The organism is Lentzea sp. NPDC059081 (assembly GCF_042738015.1).
In the GTDB taxonomy this organism is placed as follows: Bacteria; Actinomycetota; Actinomycetes; order Mycobacteriales; family Pseudonocardiaceae; genus Lentzea.
In genome coordinates this window covers 35769-53536 of the sequence record NZ_JBHYGW010000013.1, presented here as the reverse complement: position 1 = coordinate 53536, position 17768 = coordinate 35769, and the positions used below count along the sequence as shown (strand labels likewise).

At 69.6% G+C, this 17768-nt stretch carries 19 protein-coding genes and 1 pseudogene; 14 read left to right on the top strand and 6 right to left on the bottom strand.

Annotated features, from left to right (window positions below):
• Nucleotides 1-339: 339 nt before the first annotated feature.
• The 5 genes from pdhA to ACFWV3_RS26515 all read left to right on the top strand — a co-directional run bounded on the left by pdhA (nucleotide 340) and on the right by ACFWV3_RS26515 (nucleotide 5388).
• A complete protein-coding gene (gene pdhA / locus ACFWV3_RS26535; protein WP_382414745.1) occupies nucleotides 340-1536 on the top strand; it encodes a pyruvate dehydrogenase (acetyl-transferring) E1 component subunit alpha in 1197 nt (398 codons plus the stop codon).
• A complete protein-coding gene (locus tag ACFWV3_RS26530) occupies nucleotides 1536-2558 on the top strand; it encodes an alpha-ketoacid dehydrogenase subunit beta (RefSeq protein ID WP_382414744.1) in 1023 nt (340 codons plus the stop codon). Before pdhA ends, ACFWV3_RS26530 begins: the two co-directional genes overlap by 1 nt.
• 14 nt (nucleotides 2559-2572) lie before the next feature.
• A complete protein-coding gene (locus ACFWV3_RS26525; RefSeq protein WP_382414743.1) occupies nucleotides 2573-3964 on the top strand; it encodes a dihydrolipoamide acetyltransferase family protein in 1392 nt (463 codons plus the stop codon).
• 115 nt (nucleotides 3965-4079) lie between these two features.
• On the top strand, nucleotides 4080-5000 hold the full coding sequence (locus ACFWV3_RS26520) for a MerR family transcriptional regulator (protein ID WP_382414742.1): 921 nt from the start codon (nucleotides 4080-4082) through the stop codon (nucleotides 4998-5000).
• Nucleotides 5001-5061: 61 nt separating this feature from the next.
• Complete coding sequence (locus ACFWV3_RS26515; protein ID WP_382414740.1) at nucleotides 5062-5388, top strand: hypothetical protein; 327 nt, start codon at nucleotides 5062-5064, stop codon at nucleotides 5386-5388.
• A 5-nt stretch (nucleotides 5389-5393) separates the two neighbouring features.
• Here ACFWV3_RS26515 and ACFWV3_RS26510 read toward each other — a convergent pair whose 3' ends face one another.
• From ACFWV3_RS26510 to ACFWV3_RS26500, 3 genes are all read right to left on the bottom strand, one after another.
• Nucleotides 5394-5774, bottom strand: coding sequence for a hypothetical protein (locus ACFWV3_RS26510; RefSeq protein WP_382414738.1), 381 nt, complete (start codon nucleotides 5772-5774; stop codon nucleotides 5394-5396).
• Between the two features lie 99 nt (nucleotides 5775-5873).
• A complete protein-coding gene (locus ACFWV3_RS26505; protein ID WP_330855300.1) occupies nucleotides 5874-7088 on the bottom strand; it encodes an acyl-CoA dehydrogenase family protein in 1215 nt (404 codons plus the stop codon).
• A 16-nt stretch (nucleotides 7089-7104) separates the two neighbouring features.
• Complete coding sequence (locus tag ACFWV3_RS26500; RefSeq protein WP_382414736.1) at nucleotides 7105-7734, bottom strand: SCP2 sterol-binding domain-containing protein; 630 nt, start codon at nucleotides 7732-7734, stop codon at nucleotides 7105-7107.
• A 102-nt stretch (nucleotides 7735-7836) separates the two neighbouring features.
• Here ACFWV3_RS26500 and ACFWV3_RS26495 point away from each other — a divergent pair, with 102 nt between their 5' ends.
• The gene (locus tag ACFWV3_RS26495) at nucleotides 7837-8472 is read left to right on the top strand and encodes a TetR/AcrR family transcriptional regulator (RefSeq protein ID WP_382414734.1); all 636 of its coding nucleotides are present in this window, start codon (nucleotides 7837-7839) and stop codon (nucleotides 8470-8472) included.
• Here the strand turns inward: ACFWV3_RS26495 and ACFWV3_RS26490 are convergent.
• Together ACFWV3_RS26490 and ACFWV3_RS26485 are read right to left on the bottom strand one after the other, a co-directional pair.
• Complete coding sequence (locus ACFWV3_RS26490; RefSeq protein ID WP_382414732.1) at nucleotides 8461-9228, bottom strand: MaoC family dehydratase; 768 nt, start codon at nucleotides 9226-9228, stop codon at nucleotides 8461-8463. The genes ACFWV3_RS26495 and ACFWV3_RS26490 overlap by 12 nt on opposite strands.
• Nucleotides 9228-10463: a 3-oxoacyl-ACP reductase gene (locus ACFWV3_RS26485; RefSeq protein ID WP_382414730.1), complete on the bottom strand. Its 1236-nt coding sequence runs from the start codon at nucleotides 10461-10463 to the stop codon at nucleotides 9228-9230. Before ACFWV3_RS26485 ends, ACFWV3_RS26490 begins: the two co-directional genes overlap by 1 nt.
• Before the next feature lie 53 nt (nucleotides 10464-10516).
• Here ACFWV3_RS26485 and ACFWV3_RS26480 point away from each other — a divergent pair, with 53 nt between their 5' ends.
• The 3 genes from ACFWV3_RS26480 to ACFWV3_RS26470 are packed head-to-tail and all read left to right on the top strand — an operon-like array spanning nucleotide 10517 to nucleotide 12993.
• Nucleotides 10517-11722, top strand: coding sequence for an acetyl-CoA C-acetyltransferase (locus ACFWV3_RS26480; RefSeq protein WP_382414728.1), 1206 nt, complete (start codon nucleotides 10517-10519; stop codon nucleotides 11720-11722).
• Nucleotides 11719-12681: a serine hydrolase domain-containing protein gene (locus ACFWV3_RS26475; RefSeq protein WP_382414726.1), complete on the top strand. Its 963-nt coding sequence runs from the start codon at nucleotides 11719-11721 to the stop codon at nucleotides 12679-12681. Before ACFWV3_RS26480 ends, ACFWV3_RS26475 begins: the two co-directional genes overlap by 4 nt.
• Before the next feature lie 33 nt (nucleotides 12682-12714).
• Nucleotides 12715-12993, top strand: coding sequence for a hypothetical protein (locus ACFWV3_RS26470; protein ID WP_382414724.1), 279 nt, complete (start codon nucleotides 12715-12717; stop codon nucleotides 12991-12993).
• Here ACFWV3_RS26470 and ACFWV3_RS26465 read toward each other — a convergent pair.
• Nucleotides 12990-13604, bottom strand: coding sequence for an SIMPL domain-containing protein (locus ACFWV3_RS26465; protein ID WP_382414722.1), 615 nt, complete (start codon nucleotides 13602-13604; stop codon nucleotides 12990-12992). The genes ACFWV3_RS26470 and ACFWV3_RS26465 overlap by 4 nt on opposite strands.
• A 154-nt stretch (nucleotides 13605-13758) precedes the next feature.
• Here ACFWV3_RS26465 and ACFWV3_RS26460 point away from each other — a divergent pair, with 154 nt between their 5' ends.
• The 5 genes and pseudogenes from ACFWV3_RS26460 (at nucleotide 13759) to ACFWV3_RS26440 (ending at nucleotide 17761) form a co-directional block, all read left to right on the top strand.
• Nucleotides 13759-14952 carry an AAA family ATPase gene (locus ACFWV3_RS26460; protein WP_382414720.1) on the top strand — a complete coding sequence of 398 codons (1194 nt, stop codon included), beginning with the start codon at nucleotides 13759-13761 and terminating at the stop codon, nucleotides 14950-14952.
• A 158-nt stretch (nucleotides 14953-15110) separates the two neighbouring features.
• A complete protein-coding gene (locus ACFWV3_RS26455; protein ID WP_169746017.1) occupies nucleotides 15111-15257 on the top strand; it encodes a hypothetical protein in 147 nt (48 codons plus the stop codon).
• Nucleotides 15258-15464: 207 nt separating this feature from the next.
• Nucleotides 15465-15947 (top strand): annotated as a pseudogene (locus tag ACFWV3_RS26450) (NAD(P)-dependent oxidoreductase); the annotation flags it as partial.
• The gene (locus tag ACFWV3_RS26445) at nucleotides 15948-16337 is read left to right on the top strand and encodes an NAD-binding protein (RefSeq protein ID WP_382415058.1); all 390 of its coding nucleotides are present in this window, start codon (nucleotides 15948-15950) and stop codon (nucleotides 16335-16337) included.
• A gap of 53 nt (nucleotides 16338-16390) precedes the next feature.
• Complete coding sequence (locus tag ACFWV3_RS26440) at nucleotides 16391-17761, top strand: S28 family serine protease (protein ID WP_382414718.1); 1371 nt, start codon at nucleotides 16391-16393, stop codon at nucleotides 17759-17761.
• The last annotated feature ends 7 nt before the right edge of the window (nucleotides 17762-17768 follow it).

Here is a 17768-nt window from a genome sequence, read left to right as displayed (position 1 = left end):
GACTCCGCCTCCGCTCGCGTCCGTAGCCTCTTGGGAAAGGCCTCGAGCTAAGTTAACGATCGGTAACCGGGACAGCGGTGTCCGGTGGTCGGACGCCGACCTTCGGAGGACAAAAGGTCGAACTTCCGACAGTTGTCGCTGATCAGAACGTTGACTCGTGTGTTACGAAGTGGGACGGGTCTCACCAACTCGGGTGAGGCCGTGTCAGGATGTGGTCGTAAGCCACCGTCACCGTCGACGGCTGCCTCCGGCCCCACAGGGTTGGCGGCGACCGCCGACGTCGCCGCACGAGGTCGTCACGAGCGATCAGGCGGTCGGAGTAGACAGAGGAGAAGGCGCATGTCGTCCCCTGAGCAATGGACGCACCCTGAGCCGGACGCAGCGCCGGCCGCCACTGCCGCAAAACCGACAGCGGAACAGGTGATCGCAGGCTTGCGAGCGACAGACGAGGGTGGCGCCGACCTGGTGCAGCTCCTCACCCCCGAAGGCGAACGGGTCCAGCACCCCGACTTCGACATCGACATCACGGCGGAGGAGCTGCGCGGCCTGTACCGCGACATGGTCCTGATCCGCCGGGTCGACCGCGAGGCGAACGCGCTGCAGCGCAAGGGTCAGCTCGGCATCTGGGTGCCGCTGCTCGGTCAGGAGGCCGCGCAGATCGGCGCCGGCCGCGCGATGCGCCAGACGGACATGGCCTTCCCCAGCTACCGCGAGCACGGCATCGCGTGGACGCGCGGGATCAACCCGACGGAGCTGCTCGGCATCTTCCGCGGCACCGACCAGGGCACCTGGGACCCGGTCGAGAAGCGCTTCCACCCGTACACGATCGTCATCGGCAACCAGGTCCTCAACGCGGCCGGGTACGCGATGGGCCAGAAGTTCGACGGCAAGGTCGGCGACGACGAGGGAGAAGCCACCATGTGCTTCTTCGGCGACGGCGCGACCAGCCAGGGCGACGTGCACGAGGGCTTCGTGTGGGCCGCGGTCTACGACGCGCCGCTCGTCTTCTTCTGCCAGAACAACCAGTGGGCGATCTCCGAGCCCACCGAGCGCCAGTCGCGCCTGCCGCTGTACCAGCGCGCCCGCGGCTACGGCTTCCCCGGCATCCGGGTCGACGGCAACGACGTCCTCGCGACGCTCGCCGTCACGAAGTGGGCGCTGGACGAGTGCCGCCACGGCAACGGCCCGATCCTGATCGAGGCGTTCACCTACCGGATGGACGCGCACACCACCTCCGACGACCCGAGCCGTTACCGGCTGTCCGACGAGCTGGAGATGTGGAAGCTCAAGGACCCGATCGAGCGCGTGAAGGTCTACCTGGTCCGCCAGCAGTGGGCCGACAGCTCGTTCTTCGAGGGCGTCGAGGCCGAGGCCGACCAGCTGGGCGAGGAGCTGCGGGAGTTCTGCACGAACATGCCGGACCCGCCCGCTGGACGGATCTTCAGCAACGTGTACGCGGAGGGCAGCCCCGCCCTCGACGCGCAGCGCGACGAGTTCCTCGACTACGTCTCGGGTTTCGCGGGAGGCGAGCACTGATGGCAGCACCGACGATGGACCGGTCCACGGCCGCCGCCCCGGCGTCGCCGCAGACCCTCACGATCTCCAAGGCCCTGAACATGGGCCTGCGGGCGGCCATGGAGGCCAACCCCAAGGTCATCATGATGGGCGAGGACATCGGCAAGCTCGGTGGCGTCTTCCGCATCACCGACGGCCTGCAGAAGGACTTCGGCGAGCAGCGCGTGCTCGACACGCCGCTCGCGGAGTCCGGCATCATCGGCACCGCCGTGGGTCTCGCGATCCGCGGCTACCGCCCGGTGTGCGAGATCCAGTTCGACGGCTTCATCTTCCCGGGCTTCGACCAGATCGTGTCGCAGGTCGCGAAGCTGCACTACCGCACGCAGGGCAAGATCAAGATGCCCATCGTGATCCGCGTGCCGTTCGGTGGCGGCATCGGTGCCGTCGAGCACCACTCGGAGTCGCCAGAGTCGTACTTCGCGCACACCGCCGGCCTCAAGGTCGTCTCGTGCTCGAACCCGGCCGACGCCTACTGGATGATCCAGCAGGCCATCGACTGCGACGACCCGGTGCTGTTCTTCGAGCCCAAGCGCCGCTACTACGAGAAGGGCGAGGTCGACACGACCGTCACGCCCGGCAAGCTCTTCGAGTCGCGCGTGCTGCGTCCCGGCACGGACGCGACGCTGGTGGCGTACGGCCCGATGGTCCGCACGGCCCTGGATGCCGCGGGTGCGGCCGCGGAGGACGGCACGTCGCTGGAGGTCATCGACCTGCGCACGTTGTCGCCGCTCGACCTGGGGCCCGTGTTCGAGTCGGTGCGCCGCACCGGCCGGCTGGTCGTCGTCTCCGAGGCGCCGTCCGAGTCCTCGATCGCCAGCGAGATTGCAGCCAAGGTCCAGCAGGAGTGCTTCTACTCCTTGCAGGCACCGGTGCTGCGGGTGACCGGTTTCGACACCCCGTACCCGCCGTCGAAGCTCGAGGAGGAGTTCCTCCCCGACCTCGACCGGGTGCTGCACGCCGTCGACCGCTCTCTCGCCTGGTAAGGGGACAACCGGAAATGCCGCAGTACAAGCAATTCCCCCTGCCGGACACAGCAGAGGGGCTGACCGAGGCCGAGATCCTCACCTGGCACGTGAAGCCCGGTGACACCGTCACGGTCAACCAGATCATCGTCGAGATCGAGACGGCCAAGGCGGCCGTCGAGCTGCCGTGCCCGTGGTCCGGCGTCGTGACGGAGCTGCTGGCCGAGCCCGGCCAGACCGTCGAGGTCGGCGTCCCGATCATCACGATCGACACCGACCCCGGTGGCGCCGCCGCTCCCGCTCCCGCCGCTGCTCCCGTTGCGGCGGAAGCGAACGGCACCTCGTCCGGCAAGATCGGCGAGGAGATGCCGGGCGGGCGCATCGCGACGCTCGTGGGCTACGGCCCGAAGTCCGGTGCGGCGAAGCGCCGTGCGCGCAAGGACGCTCCGGCGCCGGTTGCGGCCGTCGTGGCGCCTCCTGCTCCTGTCGCTCCGCCGGCTCCGGTCGCTCCGGCTGCCCCGGTTGCTCCTCCGGCGCCGGTCGTCGCGCCCGGCGGGTACGTGCCGCTGGCCAAGCCGCCGGTGCGCAAGCTGGCCAAGGACCTCGGCGTCGACCTGCGCGCACTCACCGGCTCCGGCCCGGACGGCGTGATCACGCGCGAGGACGTCGAAGGCGCCGTGGCAGCACCCGCCGCCGCCCCGTCCGCACTGTCCTTCGTGGACAACGGCGGCCGCGAACGCCGGGTGCCGATCAAGGGCGTCCGCAAGGCGACCGCCCAGGCGATGGTGGACAGCGCGTTCACCGCACCGCACGTCACCGAGTTCCTGACGGTCGACGTGACCCCGATGATGGAGCTGCGCGCACGCCTGAAGAACGCGCCGGAGTTCCGCGGCGTGAAGCTGACCCCGCTGGCGTTCTGCGCCAAGGCCGTCATCCTCGCCGCCCGCCGCACGCCCGACGTCAACGCGACGTGGGACAGCGCGGCCAACGAGATCGTCTACAAGGACTACGTCCACCTGGGCATCGCGGCCGCCACGCCACGAGGCCTGGTGGTCCCGAAGGTCCGCGACGCAGACCGCATGTCGTTGAAGGAGCTCGCGGTCGCACTGGACGAGCTCGCCACGGTCGCCCGCGACGGCAAGACGTCCCCGGCCGACATGATGAACGGCACCATCACGATCACCAACGTCGGCGTCTTCGGCGTCGACACCGGCACGCCGATCCTCAACCCCGGCGAGTCCGCGATCCTCGCCCTGGGCGCGATCCGCGACATGCCGTGGGTGGTCGACGGCGAGATCAAGGTCCGCAAGATCTGCCAGCTCGCGTTGTCGTTCGACCACCGCGTGGTCGACGGGCAGCAGGGCTCGCAGTTCCTGGCCGACGTCGGCGCGCTGCTGGCCGAGCCGGGCATCGCGATGACCTACTGAGGTCGGTTCGCTCGAAGGCCCTCGCACTCCGGTGCGGGGGCCTTTTCGCTGTTCAGCCACTCGTTCGGTGATTCGAGTTGACCCTCCAGCAACTGGAGACTGCACAGTGGTCCCCGTGACGCGCTACCAGATCGGCGAGCTCGCCAAGATGACCGGACTCACCGTCCGCACCATCAGGTTCTACTCCGACTCGGGCCTCATCCCGCCCACGGACAGGACCGCCGGCGGCTACCGCACCTACGACACGGACGCGCTGGCCAGGCTGAAGCTGGTCCGCACGCTCCGAGACCTGGGCGTGGACCTGCCTACCGCCGGCCGCGTGCTGGCCAGCGAGGTGTCGGTGACCGACGTGGCGCGTGCACACGCAGAAGCGATCGACGCGCAGATGAAGACGTTGCGGCTCAGGCGAGCCGTGCTGCGCGCCGTCGCCAAAGGAGGGGAGATGGAACTGATGAACGAGTTGGCACGCATGTCGGACGAGGAGCGCCAGCGCATCCTCGACGACTTCTTCGAGGAGGTGTTCGGTCCCTACGAGCTGGACCCGCAGTTCGAGCAGCACATGCGTTCCGTGCGCGTCGAGCTGCCGGACGACCCCACGACCGAACAGCTGGAGGCGTGGGTCGAGCTCGCGAAGCTCGTGCAGGACAGCGACTTCCGCGCGGTCGTCAAGCGGATGTCCCGGCAGCACGAGGAGAAGCGCCGCGAAGGCGCCGACATGAGCCCTCCGGCGGGCAACCAGATGGAGGCGTTCGACTTCGCGATCGCCCAGGCCCGTGAGGCACTGGACGCCGGCATCGCGCCGGAGTCCGCCGAAGCGCGGACGATCGTCGACCGCGTGAACGCCAACTGGGCGGAGGCCCTGGGCCTGCCGAACGACGGCAGCCTCGTCGCACGCCTGCGCGAGCTCTCCGACTTCGCGGACCCGCGCGCCGAGCGCTACTGGGTGCTGATCGCGAAGGTCAACGGCTGGCCCGCCATGCCGGACCACTCACGTGAGCGCGCCTGGCTCCGCGAAGCCGGCCAGCCCTTCGGTTAGAAACGCCTGCGGGAACCAGCTGGGCGCCCAGCTCGTTCCCGTGGTGACGAAGGGGGTCGTCATGTCGGTACTGCTCGAGATCCTGGGGAGCTTCCTGGGCGAGGCCTTCGGCCCGTCCGGCGAGGACCACGCGCGCGGCGACGGCGACGTGTTCCTCGACGGCGACTGGTGCGAGGGTGAACTCTTCTTCGGTCCCACCAAAATCGTCTGGGACCAGCGCATCGTCTTCAGCGACGCCGAGGGCCGCGTCGAGCAGATCGTCGACCACGACCCACCACATCCGAACTTCGTGGTGCTGCACTTCCGCCGCCCGGCCGACACCGTGCTGCTGGCGGTGCACCGCCGCGAGCTCAAGCGAGTGGGCGCCGTCCTGAACCTGCCGCTCTGACGCGACTACTCGGGCCGACGAATCGCGGCGTAAGCGAGCGCTCCTCCCGCAAGACCGAGGGCGAGACCCACCCACCCGCGCTGGTTCATGACCGGGTCGTTCTGCATCTGCACGTTCAGCAACGGGATCGCGAAGAGCAGAGCACCGCCGAAGAACGCGACCGCCGCCACCACGCCCACCCAAGCCGGCCGGGCCAACCCGCGGAAGCTGAACCCGCCCTTCACCATGATCCGCACCACCAGCATGAGGGCGATCGAGACGACCACCAGCACGACGTTCGCCGCCCGCGGCAACAACGGACTCCCTGTCACGAACCCGGAAACGATGACGATGGCGTCGACGAGGATGACAAGAAGCGAGGCCCACTCCGGCCGCGACGGATTCATGCGTCACGACAGTAGGGCCACCGTGCACCACACCGGGCGATAACGGACAAGATCGACGCTGAGACGACCCGCCGACCGGCAGGCCGTCTCAGCCGAACGTCACTTGATCTGCATCCCGGAGATCATCCGCGACACCACGAGCCGCTGGATCTCCGACGTGCCCTCGAAAATGGTGAAGATCTTCGCGTCCCGGTGCATCCGCTCCACCGGGTGGTCCCGCGTGTACCCGGCCCCGCCCAGGATGTGGATCGCCCGCTCGGTGGCCCACACCGACACCTCGGACGCCTTGAGCTTCGACATCGACCCCTCGCCGGCGGTGAACGGGACGTTGTTGCGCCCCATCCACGCCGCCCGCCACACCAGCAGCCGGGACGCGTCGATCTCCATCCGCATGTTCGCCAGGTCGAACGCGATCGACTGGTTCTCGATGATCTTGCGCCCGAACGCCTCGCGGTCCTTCGCGTACTCCAGCGCGTAGTCGTAGGCGGCACGTGCGACACCCACGGCCATGGCACCCACGGTCGGACGGGTGGTCTCGAAGGTGGCCATCGCGGCCTGGCCACCCGCGCGCAGACCCTCACGAGCCCGCGCGAGCCGAGCTTCCAGCCGCTCGCGCCCACCCAGCACACAACGGCCGGGCACCCGCACGTCGTCCAGGAACACGTCGGCCGTGTGCGACGCGCGCATGCCGTGCTTCTTGATCTTGCCGGGCGACGACAACCCCGGCGTGCCGGGGGGAACGATGAAACCGGCCTGACCGCGAGAGCCCAAGGAGGCATCAACTACAGCGGTGACCACGTGCACGTTCGCGATGCCGCCGTTGGTGGCCCAGGCCTTCTGGCCGTTCAGCACCCACTCGTCGGTCGCCTCGTCGTACCGGGCGCGGGTGCGGTAGCCGGCCACGTCGGAGCCCGCCTGGGGCTCGGAGGCGCAGAACGCCGCCAGCTTCGGGTCCGACTCGTCGCCGAAGCACTCCGGCACCCACTCGGCGAGCTGTTCCGGTTCGCCGCCCGCGAAGATGCCCGCGACGGCCAGGCCGGTGCCCATCAACGACAGCGCGATGCCCGCGTCACCCCAGAAGAGCTCCTCGGTGGCGATGGGCAGGGACAGGCCGATCGGGTCCGCGAACCAGGTTGCGAGGGCTTCGAAGCCGTAGAGGCCGATCTTCGCCGCCTCCTGGATCACCGGCCACGGCGTCTCCTCGCGCTCGTCCCACTCCGAGGCCGCCGGCCTGATCACGTCGCGAGCGAAGCCGTGCACCCAGTCGCGCAGGTCGGTCTGGTCTTCGTTCAGTTCGAGCGAGAAGCCACCCACTGCACAAACCTCTCCGTCAGGTCTTCGGGATGTTGAACAGGCTCATGAACCCGGCCGCGAACCCCAGGTCGCCCTTCACCTTCAGCTTGCCCGTCATGAACAGCACGGGCGCGGAGGCGTTGCCGGTCGCGAGCTTCAGGAAGTCTGCTGGCGTCAGCGTGACGACGGCACGGGCCTCGCGCGACACGCCCTTGTTGATGACGCACGTGGCGTCTTCGATGATGGCCTCGTACACGTCCTCGAGCACGTGGAAGTGCACGACGGCGCGAGTGGACCCCGCCCGGTCCGCGCGGAAGTGGACCTCCATGCGGCGGAACACCTCGTCCAGCACGCGCTCCCGCAGCGCGGGATCGGCCACGACGGCCTCGATCTGGTCCTTCGAGGCGCGCGAGATGATGCGGGCGAAGTTCGACGGGTCCATCTTCGACAGGTCGAGGTCGGCGCCGCCCTCGGCGAGCTCGCCCAGCGCCCTCAGCAGGGCGGCGAAGTCCTCCTTGCCCAGCTTCTTCGGGTCGATGCCACGGGCGATGACGTCGATGTCGACGCCCTTCAGCGCGGGGTCGTCCGGCGAGATCTGCTCCAACGTGTCGATCAGCTCGGCCGGGCTGAGCTTGGCGATCGCCTCGGTGGTGAGGTCGAGCGTCATGGTGGACACCTCCTGGTACCTACTCGCGAGTAAGACTACTGGTGAGTAGATAGAGCGGCAACCCGATCGGATAATCTTGCTGATCCGAACCGAGGGGTAGTGATGCGGACAGAAGGTCGAGCCAAGCGCTTGCCACGCGCGGTGCGCGAGCGGCAGATCATGGATGCCGCCATCGACGTGTTCTCACGGCTCGGCTTCCACGCGGCTTCGATGGACGAGATCTCCGACGTCGCCGGCATCTCGAAGCCGATGCTCTACGCCTACCTCGGGTCGAAGGAGGAGCTGTTCGCGACGTGCATCCGGCGGGAGGCCACCCGGATGATGGAGGCGATCGCGACGGGCGTCGAGCCCGACCAGGAACCGGACGTGCAGCTGTGGAGCGGCCTGCGGGCGTTCTTCGGGTTCGTCGGCGAGAACCGGTCGAGCTGGCAGGTGCTGCACCGGCAGGCGTCCACGCAGGGCGGGCCGTTCGCCGCCGAGCTCGCGGACATGCGCGGCCGGGCGGTGTCGCTGGTCGCGGCGCTGCTCACCCAGTCGACGAAGGCGCCCGCGACCACCCTGGAGGCCGAGTCGCTGGCCGCCGCGCTGGTCGGGGCCGGCGAGTCGCTCGCGGAGTGGTGGCTCGACCACCCGGAGGAACCCGCCGGCGTCGTCGCGGCCCGGCTCATGAACCTCGTCTGGATGGGCTTCGGGAACCTGGTCGACGGCAACGTCTGGCATCCACCGTCACGGCGTTGATGTGGTCCCCAGCAGATGGGGACCCTTGCTCCACACGGCGAACTCCCAGCCGTCGGTGTTCTCGCGCGCCGAGAACTCGACACGACCGGGGATGAACAGCGGCTTCTTGAACCGGACGTCGACCGTCACGGCCTCGGGAAGCCGTCCCTCCAGCGCCGCCACGCATCGCGCCTTGGTCCACATGCCGTGCGCGATCGCGCGCTTGAACCCGAACACCTTGGCGCCCAACGGGTGCAGGTGGATCGGGTTCCGGTCGCCGGACACCGCGCCGTAGCGCCGCCCGATGTCCGCGGGCACCCGCCACACCGCCGAGCCGGTCGGCCGCTGCAGCTCCTCGCCGGAGCCCGAGGCGCCGCCGGTCCGCCGCAGGTAGGTCGACACCCCTTCCCAGACGCCGGAAACCGACGTCACGACGTCGACCTGCGTGCCCTGCGGATGCGGTCGCAGGTCGCGCGCGGACACCGTGATCTCCAACGGCTCGTCCACCGTCAGCGGCCGCGACTGCGTGACCCGGTTCGCGACGTGCACGAGACCGGGCAGCGGGAACGGGAAGCCGGAGCCCGTCATCAGCTTCATCTGCAACGGAAAGCCCAGCACGTGCGGGTAGGTCACCGGCAACGCGTCGCGCAACCCGAAGCCGCACACCGAGCTGTACGCCGCGAGGTGCTGCAGCGAGACGTCGAGGGTGGAGGAAACCGGCTGCGCGGCAAGGGTTTCCCCGCGCCGGAACGACGTGAGGGCGGCGCGCAACAACATCAGGCCCCCAGCAGCATCTGGCCGCACACCCGCACGACGTTGCCGTTCACCCCACCGGACCCCGGCGACGCGAACCACGCCACGGTCTCCGCCACGTCGGACGGCAGGCCGCCCTGCGACAGGCTGTTCATCCGCCGCCCGACCTCGCGCGTCGCGAACGGCACGGCCGCGGTCATCTTCGTCTCGATGAAACCGGGTGCGACGGCGTTGATCGTGGCGTCCCGAGCAGCGAGAACGGGTGCCAGCGTCTGGACCATCCCGATCACGCCGGCCTTCGAGGTGGCGTAGTTGGTCTGGCCGACGTTGCCCGCGATGCCGGCGATCGACGAGACACCGATGATCCGCCCGCCGGACCGCAGCACGTCGCCTTCGAGCAGCGCGTCGTTGATCCGCTCCTGGCAGGCCAGGTTGACCTCCAGCACCGCGTCCCACTTGTCGGAGTCCATGCGCGCCAACGTCTTGTCGCGCGTGATGCCCGCGTTGTGCACGACGACGTCCACGCCGCCGTGCCGTTCCGTCAGGTACGAGGTCAGCCGCGTCGGGTCGCCGGTGATGTCGAGCTGCAAAGCGGATCCGCCGACGGCGTTCGCGACCTTCGAGAGGTCCTCCCCGGCCGCCGGCACGTCCAGGCACACCACGTGCGCGCCCTCACGGCCCAGCACCGTCGCGATCGCCTCGCCGATGCCCCGCGAAGCACCCGTGACCAGAGCGACCTTGCCCTTCAGCGTCCCAGGCGAAGCGTCACCGGAAACGCGGATGACCTGCCCCGACACGTACGCCGATCGCCCGGACAGCAGGAACCGCAGCGTCGATTCGACCCCGTCCTCGGCGCCGTCGGCCACGTAGACCAGGTTCGCCGTGCCGCCCCGCCGCAGCTCCTTGCCGACGGACCGCACGAAACCTTCGAGTGCCCGCTGCGCCACGGAGTCCGGCGACCGCCCGATCACGACGACCCGTCCGCACGGGCCGAGCTGGGTGATCGCCGGGTGGAAGAAGTCGTGCAGCTGCCGCAGGTCGCTCACCGAAGCGATGTCCGACGCGTCGAACACGAGCGCGCCGTGGGGAGCGGGACCTGTTTCGAGCTGCTTCAGAAAGGGCAGCCGGGTGGCGCCACCGACGAGCACCGACGTCGCCAGAGCGGCGTCCCGGCGCAGCGGGTACGGGTTCGGCAGGCCGAGCCTGCGCACGAGCTGCCGGCCGAGGCCCGAGGTCGCGAACTTCTGGTACCTGTCCACGTCACACAACCTACTCGCTAGTAAGTCTACCCGCTAGTAGGTAGTATGGCGGCATGCGCGTAGCGATCATCGGCGGCAACCGGATCCCGTTCGCCCGCTCGAACGGCCCGTACGCCACCGCCTCGAACCAGGACATGTTCACGGCGGTGCTGGACGGCCTGGTGAGCCGCTTCGGCCTGCAGGGCGAACGCCTCGGCGAGGTGGTCGGGGGCGCGGTGCTCAAGCACTCGCGCGACTTCAACCTCGTCCGCGAGTCCGTGCTGGGCAGCAGGCTCAGCCCGGAGACGCCCGCGTACGACCTCCAGCAGGCGTGCGGCACGGGCCTGCAGGCGATCATCGCCGTGGCCAACAAGATCGCGCTCGGCCAGATCGACGCGGGCATCGCCGGCGGTGTCGACACCACGAGCGACGCGCCGATCGGCGTCAACGAGAACTTCCGCAAGCTCCTGCTGGAGTTCAACCGCACCCGCAAGATCAGCCTGCTGACCAGGCTGCGCCCTGGCCACGTCGTGCCGCACCTGCCGCGCAACGGCGAACCGCGCACCGGCATGTCCATGGGCGAGCACGCCGCCATCACCGCCGCCCAGTACGGCATCACGCGCGAGGACCAAGACGAGCTCACCGCGCGCAGCCACCGCAACCTCGCCCGCGCCTACGACGAAGGCTTCTTCGACGACCTCGTCACGCCGTATCTCGGCCTGACCCGCGACCAGAACCTGCGCCCGGACAGCAGCGTCGAGAAGCTCGCCAAGCTCAAGCCCGTCTTCGGCGACACGATGACCGCCGGCAACTCGACCCCGCTGTCCGACGGCGCCTCCGCGGTCCTGCTCGCCACCGAGGAGTGGGCCAAGGCCAGGAACCTGCCGGTGCTCGCCTACCTGACGTTCGCCGAGACCGCCGCCGTCGACTACGTGCACGGCGACGAGGGCCTGCTCATGGCACCCGTGCACGCCACGCCGCGCATGCTCGGCAAGGCCGGGCTCACGTTGCAGGACTTCGACTTCTACGAGGTGCACGAGGCGTTCGCGTCCCAGGTGCTCGCGACGCTGAAGGCGTGGGAGAAGGAGCTCGGCGAGCTGGACAGGGCGAAGCTGAACGTCAACGGCTCGTCGCTCGCCGCCGGCCACCCGTTCGCCGCGACCGGTGCCCGGATCGTCGCGACCCTGGCGAAGCTGCTGCACCAGCGCGGGAGCGGCCGCGGGTTCGTGTCCGTCTGCGCCGCCGGTGGTCAGGGGATCACGGCTATTTTGGAGCGGTGACGCTCCAAGAGGTGCTGGAAGCCCACCGCGGGACCGTGCCGACCTCGGTCGCACTCGTCGCGCGGGGCGACGACGTGGAGATCGCGGCGGTCGGCGAGGACACCCGCGAGTCGGTGTTCCCGATCGCCTCGGTGACGAAGCCGGTCGTCGCCACGATCGCGCTGCGGCTGGTGCGCGACGGCACGATCGCGCTCGACGACCCGATCGCGACCTGGTTGCCGGAGCTCGCGCACCCGGTGGTCGCCCGCACGCCCTCGAGCCAGGTCGACGACGTCGTCCCCGCCGAGCGCCCGATCACCGTCCGGGACCTCCTCGCGTCCCGGTCCGGCTGGGGCTTCACGGCGGACTTCTCCCTGCCCGCCACGCGGAAGCTGCTCGAAGAGGCGCACCTGCACGGCCGCGAGGACCTGCCGACGCTCGACGAGTGGCTCAAGCTCGTGGCGCAGGTGCCGCTGCTGCACCAGCCCGGCGGCGGCTGGACCTACAACACGTCCTACGACGTGCTCGGCGTGCTGCTCGACCGGGTCACGGGCTCGCTCGCCGACCACCTCGAGCCGCTCGGCCTGACGAGCGCGAGCTTCCTCAGCACCGCGCTCCCGTCCGGCGCCGGCGGTCTCAAGTCCACTGTGGACGACCTGCTGGCGTTCGGCCGCTTTCTGTTGTCAGGTGACCTGCTTCCGGCTCTCGCGACCGACACCACGACGGCCGCGGAGCGCGAGGCGAACCGGATCTTCCTGGAGGGACAGGGCTGGGGCTTCGGCGGCAGCGTCGACATCGCCGAGATCGACCCGTGGAACGTGCCGGGACGCTACGGCTGGGTGGGAGGCTCGGGCACCGCGTTCCACGTGGTTCCGGCACACCGGACTGTCACGATTCTGTTGACCCGTACGGCAATGACGAGTCCCACCCCGACCGCCGTCATGCGTGATTTCTGGCGGAGCGCCGGGCACACTTCATGAACCGCCACGCGCGGAACCCGGGGGTGGGGGCTCATGCAGGTGGATCCGGAACAAGACCCGATACTGGCGCGCGCACTGGTCGGAACGCTGCGCGACGAGTGGCGACCGGCGGCCGACGCGATGGCCTCGGCGAGGCTGTGGGAACGCCGGGCGTACGTGTTGCTGTCGTTGGCACTGCTGGCCGCACGTCGCGTCGAATGGCTCAGGAACTGGCTGCGCGCCCGGCCGGGTGACCGCGACGCCAAGGCCGTGCAGTGCGCCATCGAGACGTTGCACGGCCCAGGTCGACGACCTGGTCGAGCAGTGACCTAGTCGAGCAGTGACCAGGCCGCCGTGCACACCGCCGACACCGTGATCTGCTGAGCCTTCAGGTTCAGCTGGTCCACCATGCCCGCGGGCCCGGCCATCTCGAAGGAAGCCGCGCCGCGCATCATCTTCGGCGAGTACCCGCCGCCGTTGTCGGTGTCGCCGATGCGCAGCAACGGCCCGAGCCGCCGCCCCAGAGCCGACGCGTACCCCTCGGCCCGTCGTAGTGCGTCGGCCACGGCCTCCTTCTGCGCCTCGCGGATCGCCTCGTCGTCGTCGACGAGCGCCCACGACGGTCCGTTGATCCACGACGGCTCGGCCTGCACGAGCTCGGCCAGCAGACCGTCGAGCCGGTCCAGGTCGGACACCCAGATCACGTACTGCTGCTGCGCGCGACTGCCGACGCGCTGGTTGTTGTCCCAGTTGTCGTGCACGGACAGCTGGCGGGAGCGCACCTCGAAGCTCTCCAGCAGCGGTTCGACGGCGGAGATGCGCTGGTTGAGCGTGCTCACCGCCTCCGAGCGCTCGGCTCCGACCGCCTCGAACGTCACGTCCACCTGGGCGCGGTCCGCGGTGCGCTCGACCTCGCCCGTCCCCTTCGTCACGACTTCAGCCACGCGCACCAGCCAACCGGGCTCATGGTCCATCCGCAACTATTACGCAATCTAGCCCGAACGCTATAAAGCTGAATACGCTGACATCCGGAGCCACTTCGAGGTTCGTCTGCGCGTCTCTAGAACGGTCCCTAGAAACGCCGATACGGTGCGAGCCATGGACCCGGTGCGCAACCCGTTCGCCCCCGGTGCAGGCCAGCGGCCTCCTGAGCTCGCCGGCCGGGACAAGGAAGTCGGAGCGTTCGAGGTGGTGCTCGAACGCGTGGCGCGCGGCCGTCCCGAGCGCAGTCTCGTGCTGACCGGACTGCGGGGCGTCGGCAAGACGGTGTTGCTCGGCGAGCTGCGGTCGATGGCCGTCAAGCGCGGCTGGGGCGCGGGCAAGGTCGAGGCCAGGCCGGACGCCGACCTGCGCAGGCCGCTGTCCGCCGCGCTGCACCGCGCGATCAGGGACATCGCCGTCCGTCACCGCGCGCCGGACCGGGTCGAGGCGATCCTCGGCATCCTCAAGGCGTTCGCGCTGCGGGCCGCGCCGGACGGGGCCAAGCTCCGCGACCGCTGGCAACCCGGCATCGACGTGCCGGCGGCGAGCGGCAGGGCCGACTCAGGGGACATCGAGATCGACCTGGTCGAGCTGTTCACCGACGTCGCCGAGCTCGCGCAGGACGTCGGCACCGGGGTCGCACTGCTCATCGACGAGATGCAGGACCTCAGGCCCGACGACATCAGTGCGTTGTGCGCGGCGTGCCACGAGCTGTCGCAGCTCGGCGCGCCCCTCGTGGTCGTCGGCGCGGGCCTGCCCCATCTCCCCGCGGTGCTCAGCGCCAGCAAGTCGTACTCGGAACGCCTCTTCCGCTACGTCCGCATCGACCGGCTCAGCCGCGAGGACGCCGACCGGGCCGTGCTCGCCCCCGTCGAACGCGAGGACGCCGGCATCACCGACGAGGCGTTGGACGCGCTGTTCGACGCGTCCGGCGGCTACCCGTACTTCATCCAGGCCTACGGCAAGGCCGCCTGGGACGCCGCGCCGGTCGACCCGATCAGCGCGATGGACGTCTCGGTGGCCGCCCCCGAGGCCGACGCCGAGCTCGCCGTGGGCTTCTTCGGCTCCCGATACGAGCGTGCGACGCCCGCTGAACGCGAGTATCTCCGGTCGATGGCCGAGTTGACCGACGGAAAGGATGCGGGCGTCAACACCGCCCAGGTCGCCGACCACCTGGGTCGCAAGCCCTCGTCGCTGTCGCCCGCTCGGGACTCGCTCATCAAGAAAGGCCTGGTCTACAGCGCGGAACGGGGTCAGATCGCCTTCACGGTGCCGCACTTCGGGAGGTTCCTGCTCGGTCGCGAAGACTGACGACCGTCCCCCTGGGTTGTCCGGACGTTCACGTTGTCAGCCGATGATTCATCGGCATGTGCCCCACCTCACCGGATAATCGCGTGCTTTCGTGCGCGCGAAGGTGCATACTTGGGTTACCAACCGAACAGACCTCCGAGAGGGAAGTGCAGACCGAGATGAACTTCGCAGCGAAGCTCCGCGCCCGTCGTGCCGAGGCGCGCAACCGGAAGGCCGTGGCTCGCGCGATCGACATGGCGACCACCCCGTCCATGCGTCACGAGCTGATGGCCATCGCCCAGGCTCAGGTCACCACCCTGCGCTGACTTCACGACCCGGCACTCGCACGGCGCCCCGTCCGAGTGCCTCCCCAACACAGGGCCCCTGGAGCACCTCCCGCGCTCCAGGGGCCTTGCTCTGTCAAACGTGATCCAGGACACAGTAGGATGGCGTTGTAACAGTGCACGTCGGTCCGCCGATGTCACATTTGACCTCGCGGTGCTGTCGGACCCCCGACCTGGCAGCACCGCGAGGTTTCTTGTTTGCTGGGGACCATGAAGATCGCCGTGCTCGGCACCGGCCTCATGGGTGCCCCGATCGCAGCCAACCTCGTCGCCGCCGGACACGACGTCCGGGTCTGGAACCGCACGCGCGCCAAAGCCGAGCCGCTCGCCGAGAAGGGCGCCACGGTCGCCGACTCCCCGGCCGCCGCCGTCGAGGCCGTCGACGTCGTCCTGACGGTGCTCAACGACGGAGCGTCGGTCACGGCCGCCATCCAGTCCGCCGCGGAGTCGATGCCGCACGACGCCGTGTGGATCCAGGCGTCCACGGTCGGCATCGGGGCCACCGAGGACCACATCGCGCTCGCCCGGTCGCTCGGGCTGGAGTTCGTCGACGCCCCGGTGCTCGGCAGCACGAAGCCCGCGGCGGAGGGCAAGCTCGTCGTGCTCGCCTCGGGGGCGGACGACCTGCGCGAGCGGGTGCAGCCGGTGTTCGACGTGATCGGCGCCCGCACGATGTGGGTCGGCGAAGCCGGTGCGTCGTCCAAGCTGAAGCTCGTCGCGAACAGCTGGGTGCTCGCGCTGACCGCGGCGGTCGGCGAGGCCGTGTCGCTCGCGGAGGCGTCCGGCATCGACCCGAAGCTGTTCCTCGAAGCCGTGTCCGGCGGTGCGATGGACACGCCGTACCTGCAGATGAAGGGCAACGCGATCATCGAGCGGTCGTTCGAGCCCGCCTTCACCGTGCAGAACGCTCTGAAGGACGCCCTTCTGGTGAACGAGGCCGCGGTGCGCGGCAGCGTGCAGCTCGACGTGGCGCAGGCCGCGGCCGCCCGGCTCAACCGCGCCGTCACGAAGGGCCACGGCGACGAGGACATGGCCGCGTCCTACTACGCCAGCCGTGAATAAAGCCCGACGAACGGCCGGTCCGGCGGGGCGTGCGGGCTCAATAGCGTGGGCGGGTGAACAGACTCGTACGCTCCCTGCTGGCGTTCGGCCTGGCATCGGCGCAGGTCATGGCCACCGCCGCGGTCGTGTCCGCGGCACCGGACATCAAGGACCGCATCGCCGCCCTCCCCGGTGTGCGGATCATCAGCGAGGGGACGTCCGGCACCGCCCGGACGTTCGTCCTCGGCATCCGGCAGCCCGCGGACCACCGCAAGCCGCGCGGCGCCCAGTTCGAGCAGCGGCTTTCGCTGCTGCACAAGGCGGAGTCCAAGCCGATGGTGCTGCACACCTCCGGCTACCAGCTCTCCGGTCCCAGCGCGTCCGAGCCCGCGCGGCTCGTCGACGGCAACCAGATCAGCGTGGAGCAGCGGTTCTTCACGCCGTCGCGCCCGTCGCCCGCCGACTGGGACGACATGACCATCTGGCAGGCGGCCAACGACCACCACCGGATCGTCACCGCGTTCAAGAAGATCTACGGCGCGCGCTGGCTCTCCACGGGTGCCAGCAAGGGCGGCATGACGTCGGTCTACCACCGCAGGTTCTTCCCGCGCGACGTTGACGCCACCATCGCGTACGTCGCGCCGAACGACGTGGTGAACGACCACGACGTCTACGGCGAGTTCATCCGCAAGGTCGGCAACGACCCGACGTGCAACCGTCGCCTCGAAGGTGTGCAACGGCAGCTCCTGCAGAACCGCGACGCGATCGTGCAGCGGCTGGAAGCCAAGGGGTACACGTACGACCAGTTCCGCGGCGCACACCGGGCGCTCGAAGTCCTGGTGCTGGACACGCCGTTCACGTTCTGGCAGTACGGCACCCAGGAGCAGTGCGCTCTCGTGCCCGGTGACGGCGCTTCGGTGGACGCGCTCTGGACTTTCATCGACCAGACCGTCGGCTGGGACTTCTACACCGACGCCGGCGTGGCGCCCTACGACACGTACTACTACCAGGCGGGCACGCAGCTCGGCTGGCCGGCGGCCGACGAGTCGGCGGTGCGGGACCTGTTGCGCTACCCCGGTTCCAGCGTCCCGCGCACGATGGTGCCGGACTCGATCAGGTTCCCGCGCTTCGACCGCCACGCGATGGCCGACGTGGACCGCTGGGTGCGCTACCAGGGGTCGCGGCTGCTGTTCGTGTACGGGCAGAACGACCCGTGGAGCGCGGAACCGTTCCGCCTCGGGCGGGGCACGCGCGACTCGTTGTCGTTCGTGGTGCCGGGTGGCAATCACGGCTCCAACATCGCGCGGCTGCCGGAGGAGGAACGAGCTGCCGCGACGGCCGCGGTGCTGCGCTGGGCCGACGTTCCGGCGCCGGCCGTGACGCTGTCCGCCTCCGCCGACGAGGGTCCCGACTCCCTCGACGCGCTGCGGGCCCGCCGGGGCTGAGGCAGGC

What these genes read in the sequence shown, in the direction of transcription:
- ACFWV3_RS26480 (WP_382414728.1), top strand. Translation starts at nt 10,517, where the DNA reads ATGCGCGTAGCGATCATCGGCGGCAACCGGATCCCGTTCGCCCGCTCG.
- ACFWV3_RS26460 (WP_382414720.1), top strand. Translation starts at nt 13,759, where the DNA reads ATGGACCCGGTGCGCAACCCGTTCGCCCCCGGTGCAGGCCAGCGGCCT.
- ACFWV3_RS26515 (WP_382414740.1), top strand. Translation starts at nt 5,062, where the DNA reads ATGTCGGTACTGCTCGAGATCCTGGGGAGCTTCCTGGGCGAGGCCTTC.
- ACFWV3_RS26455 (WP_169746017.1), top strand. Translation starts at nt 15,111, where the DNA reads ATGAACTTCGCAGCGAAGCTCCGCGCCCGTCGTGCCGAGGCGCGCAAC.
- ACFWV3_RS26510 (WP_382414738.1), bottom strand. Translation starts at nt 5,774, where the DNA reads ATGAATCCGTCGCGGCCGGAGTGGGCCTCGCTTCTTGTCATCCTCGTC.
- ACFWV3_RS26525 (WP_382414743.1), top strand. Translation starts at nt 2,573, where the DNA reads ATGCCGCAGTACAAGCAATTCCCCCTGCCGGACACAGCAGAGGGGCTG.
- ACFWV3_RS26470 (WP_382414724.1), top strand. Translation starts at nt 12,715, where the DNA reads ATGCAGGTGGATCCGGAACAAGACCCGATACTGGCGCGCGCACTGGTC.
- ACFWV3_RS26490 (WP_382414732.1), bottom strand. Translation starts at nt 9,228, where the DNA reads ATGTTGTTGCGCGCCGCCCTCACGTCGTTCCGGCGCGGGGAAACCCTT.
- pdhA (WP_382414745.1), top strand. Translation starts at nt 340, where the DNA reads ATGTCGTCCCCTGAGCAATGGACGCACCCTGAGCCGGACGCAGCGCCG.
- ACFWV3_RS26530 (WP_382414744.1), top strand. Translation starts at nt 1,536, where the DNA reads ATGGCAGCACCGACGATGGACCGGTCCACGGCCGCCGCCCCGGCGTCG.
- ACFWV3_RS26500 (WP_382414736.1), bottom strand. Translation starts at nt 7,734, where the DNA reads ATGACGCTCGACCTCACCACCGAGGCGATCGCCAAGCTCAGCCCGGCC.
- ACFWV3_RS26445 (WP_382415058.1), top strand. Translation starts at nt 15,948, where the DNA reads ATGTGGGTCGGCGAAGCCGGTGCGTCGTCCAAGCTGAAGCTCGTCGCG.
- ACFWV3_RS26495 (WP_382414734.1), top strand. Translation starts at nt 7,837, where the DNA reads ATGCGGACAGAAGGTCGAGCCAAGCGCTTGCCACGCGCGGTGCGCGAG.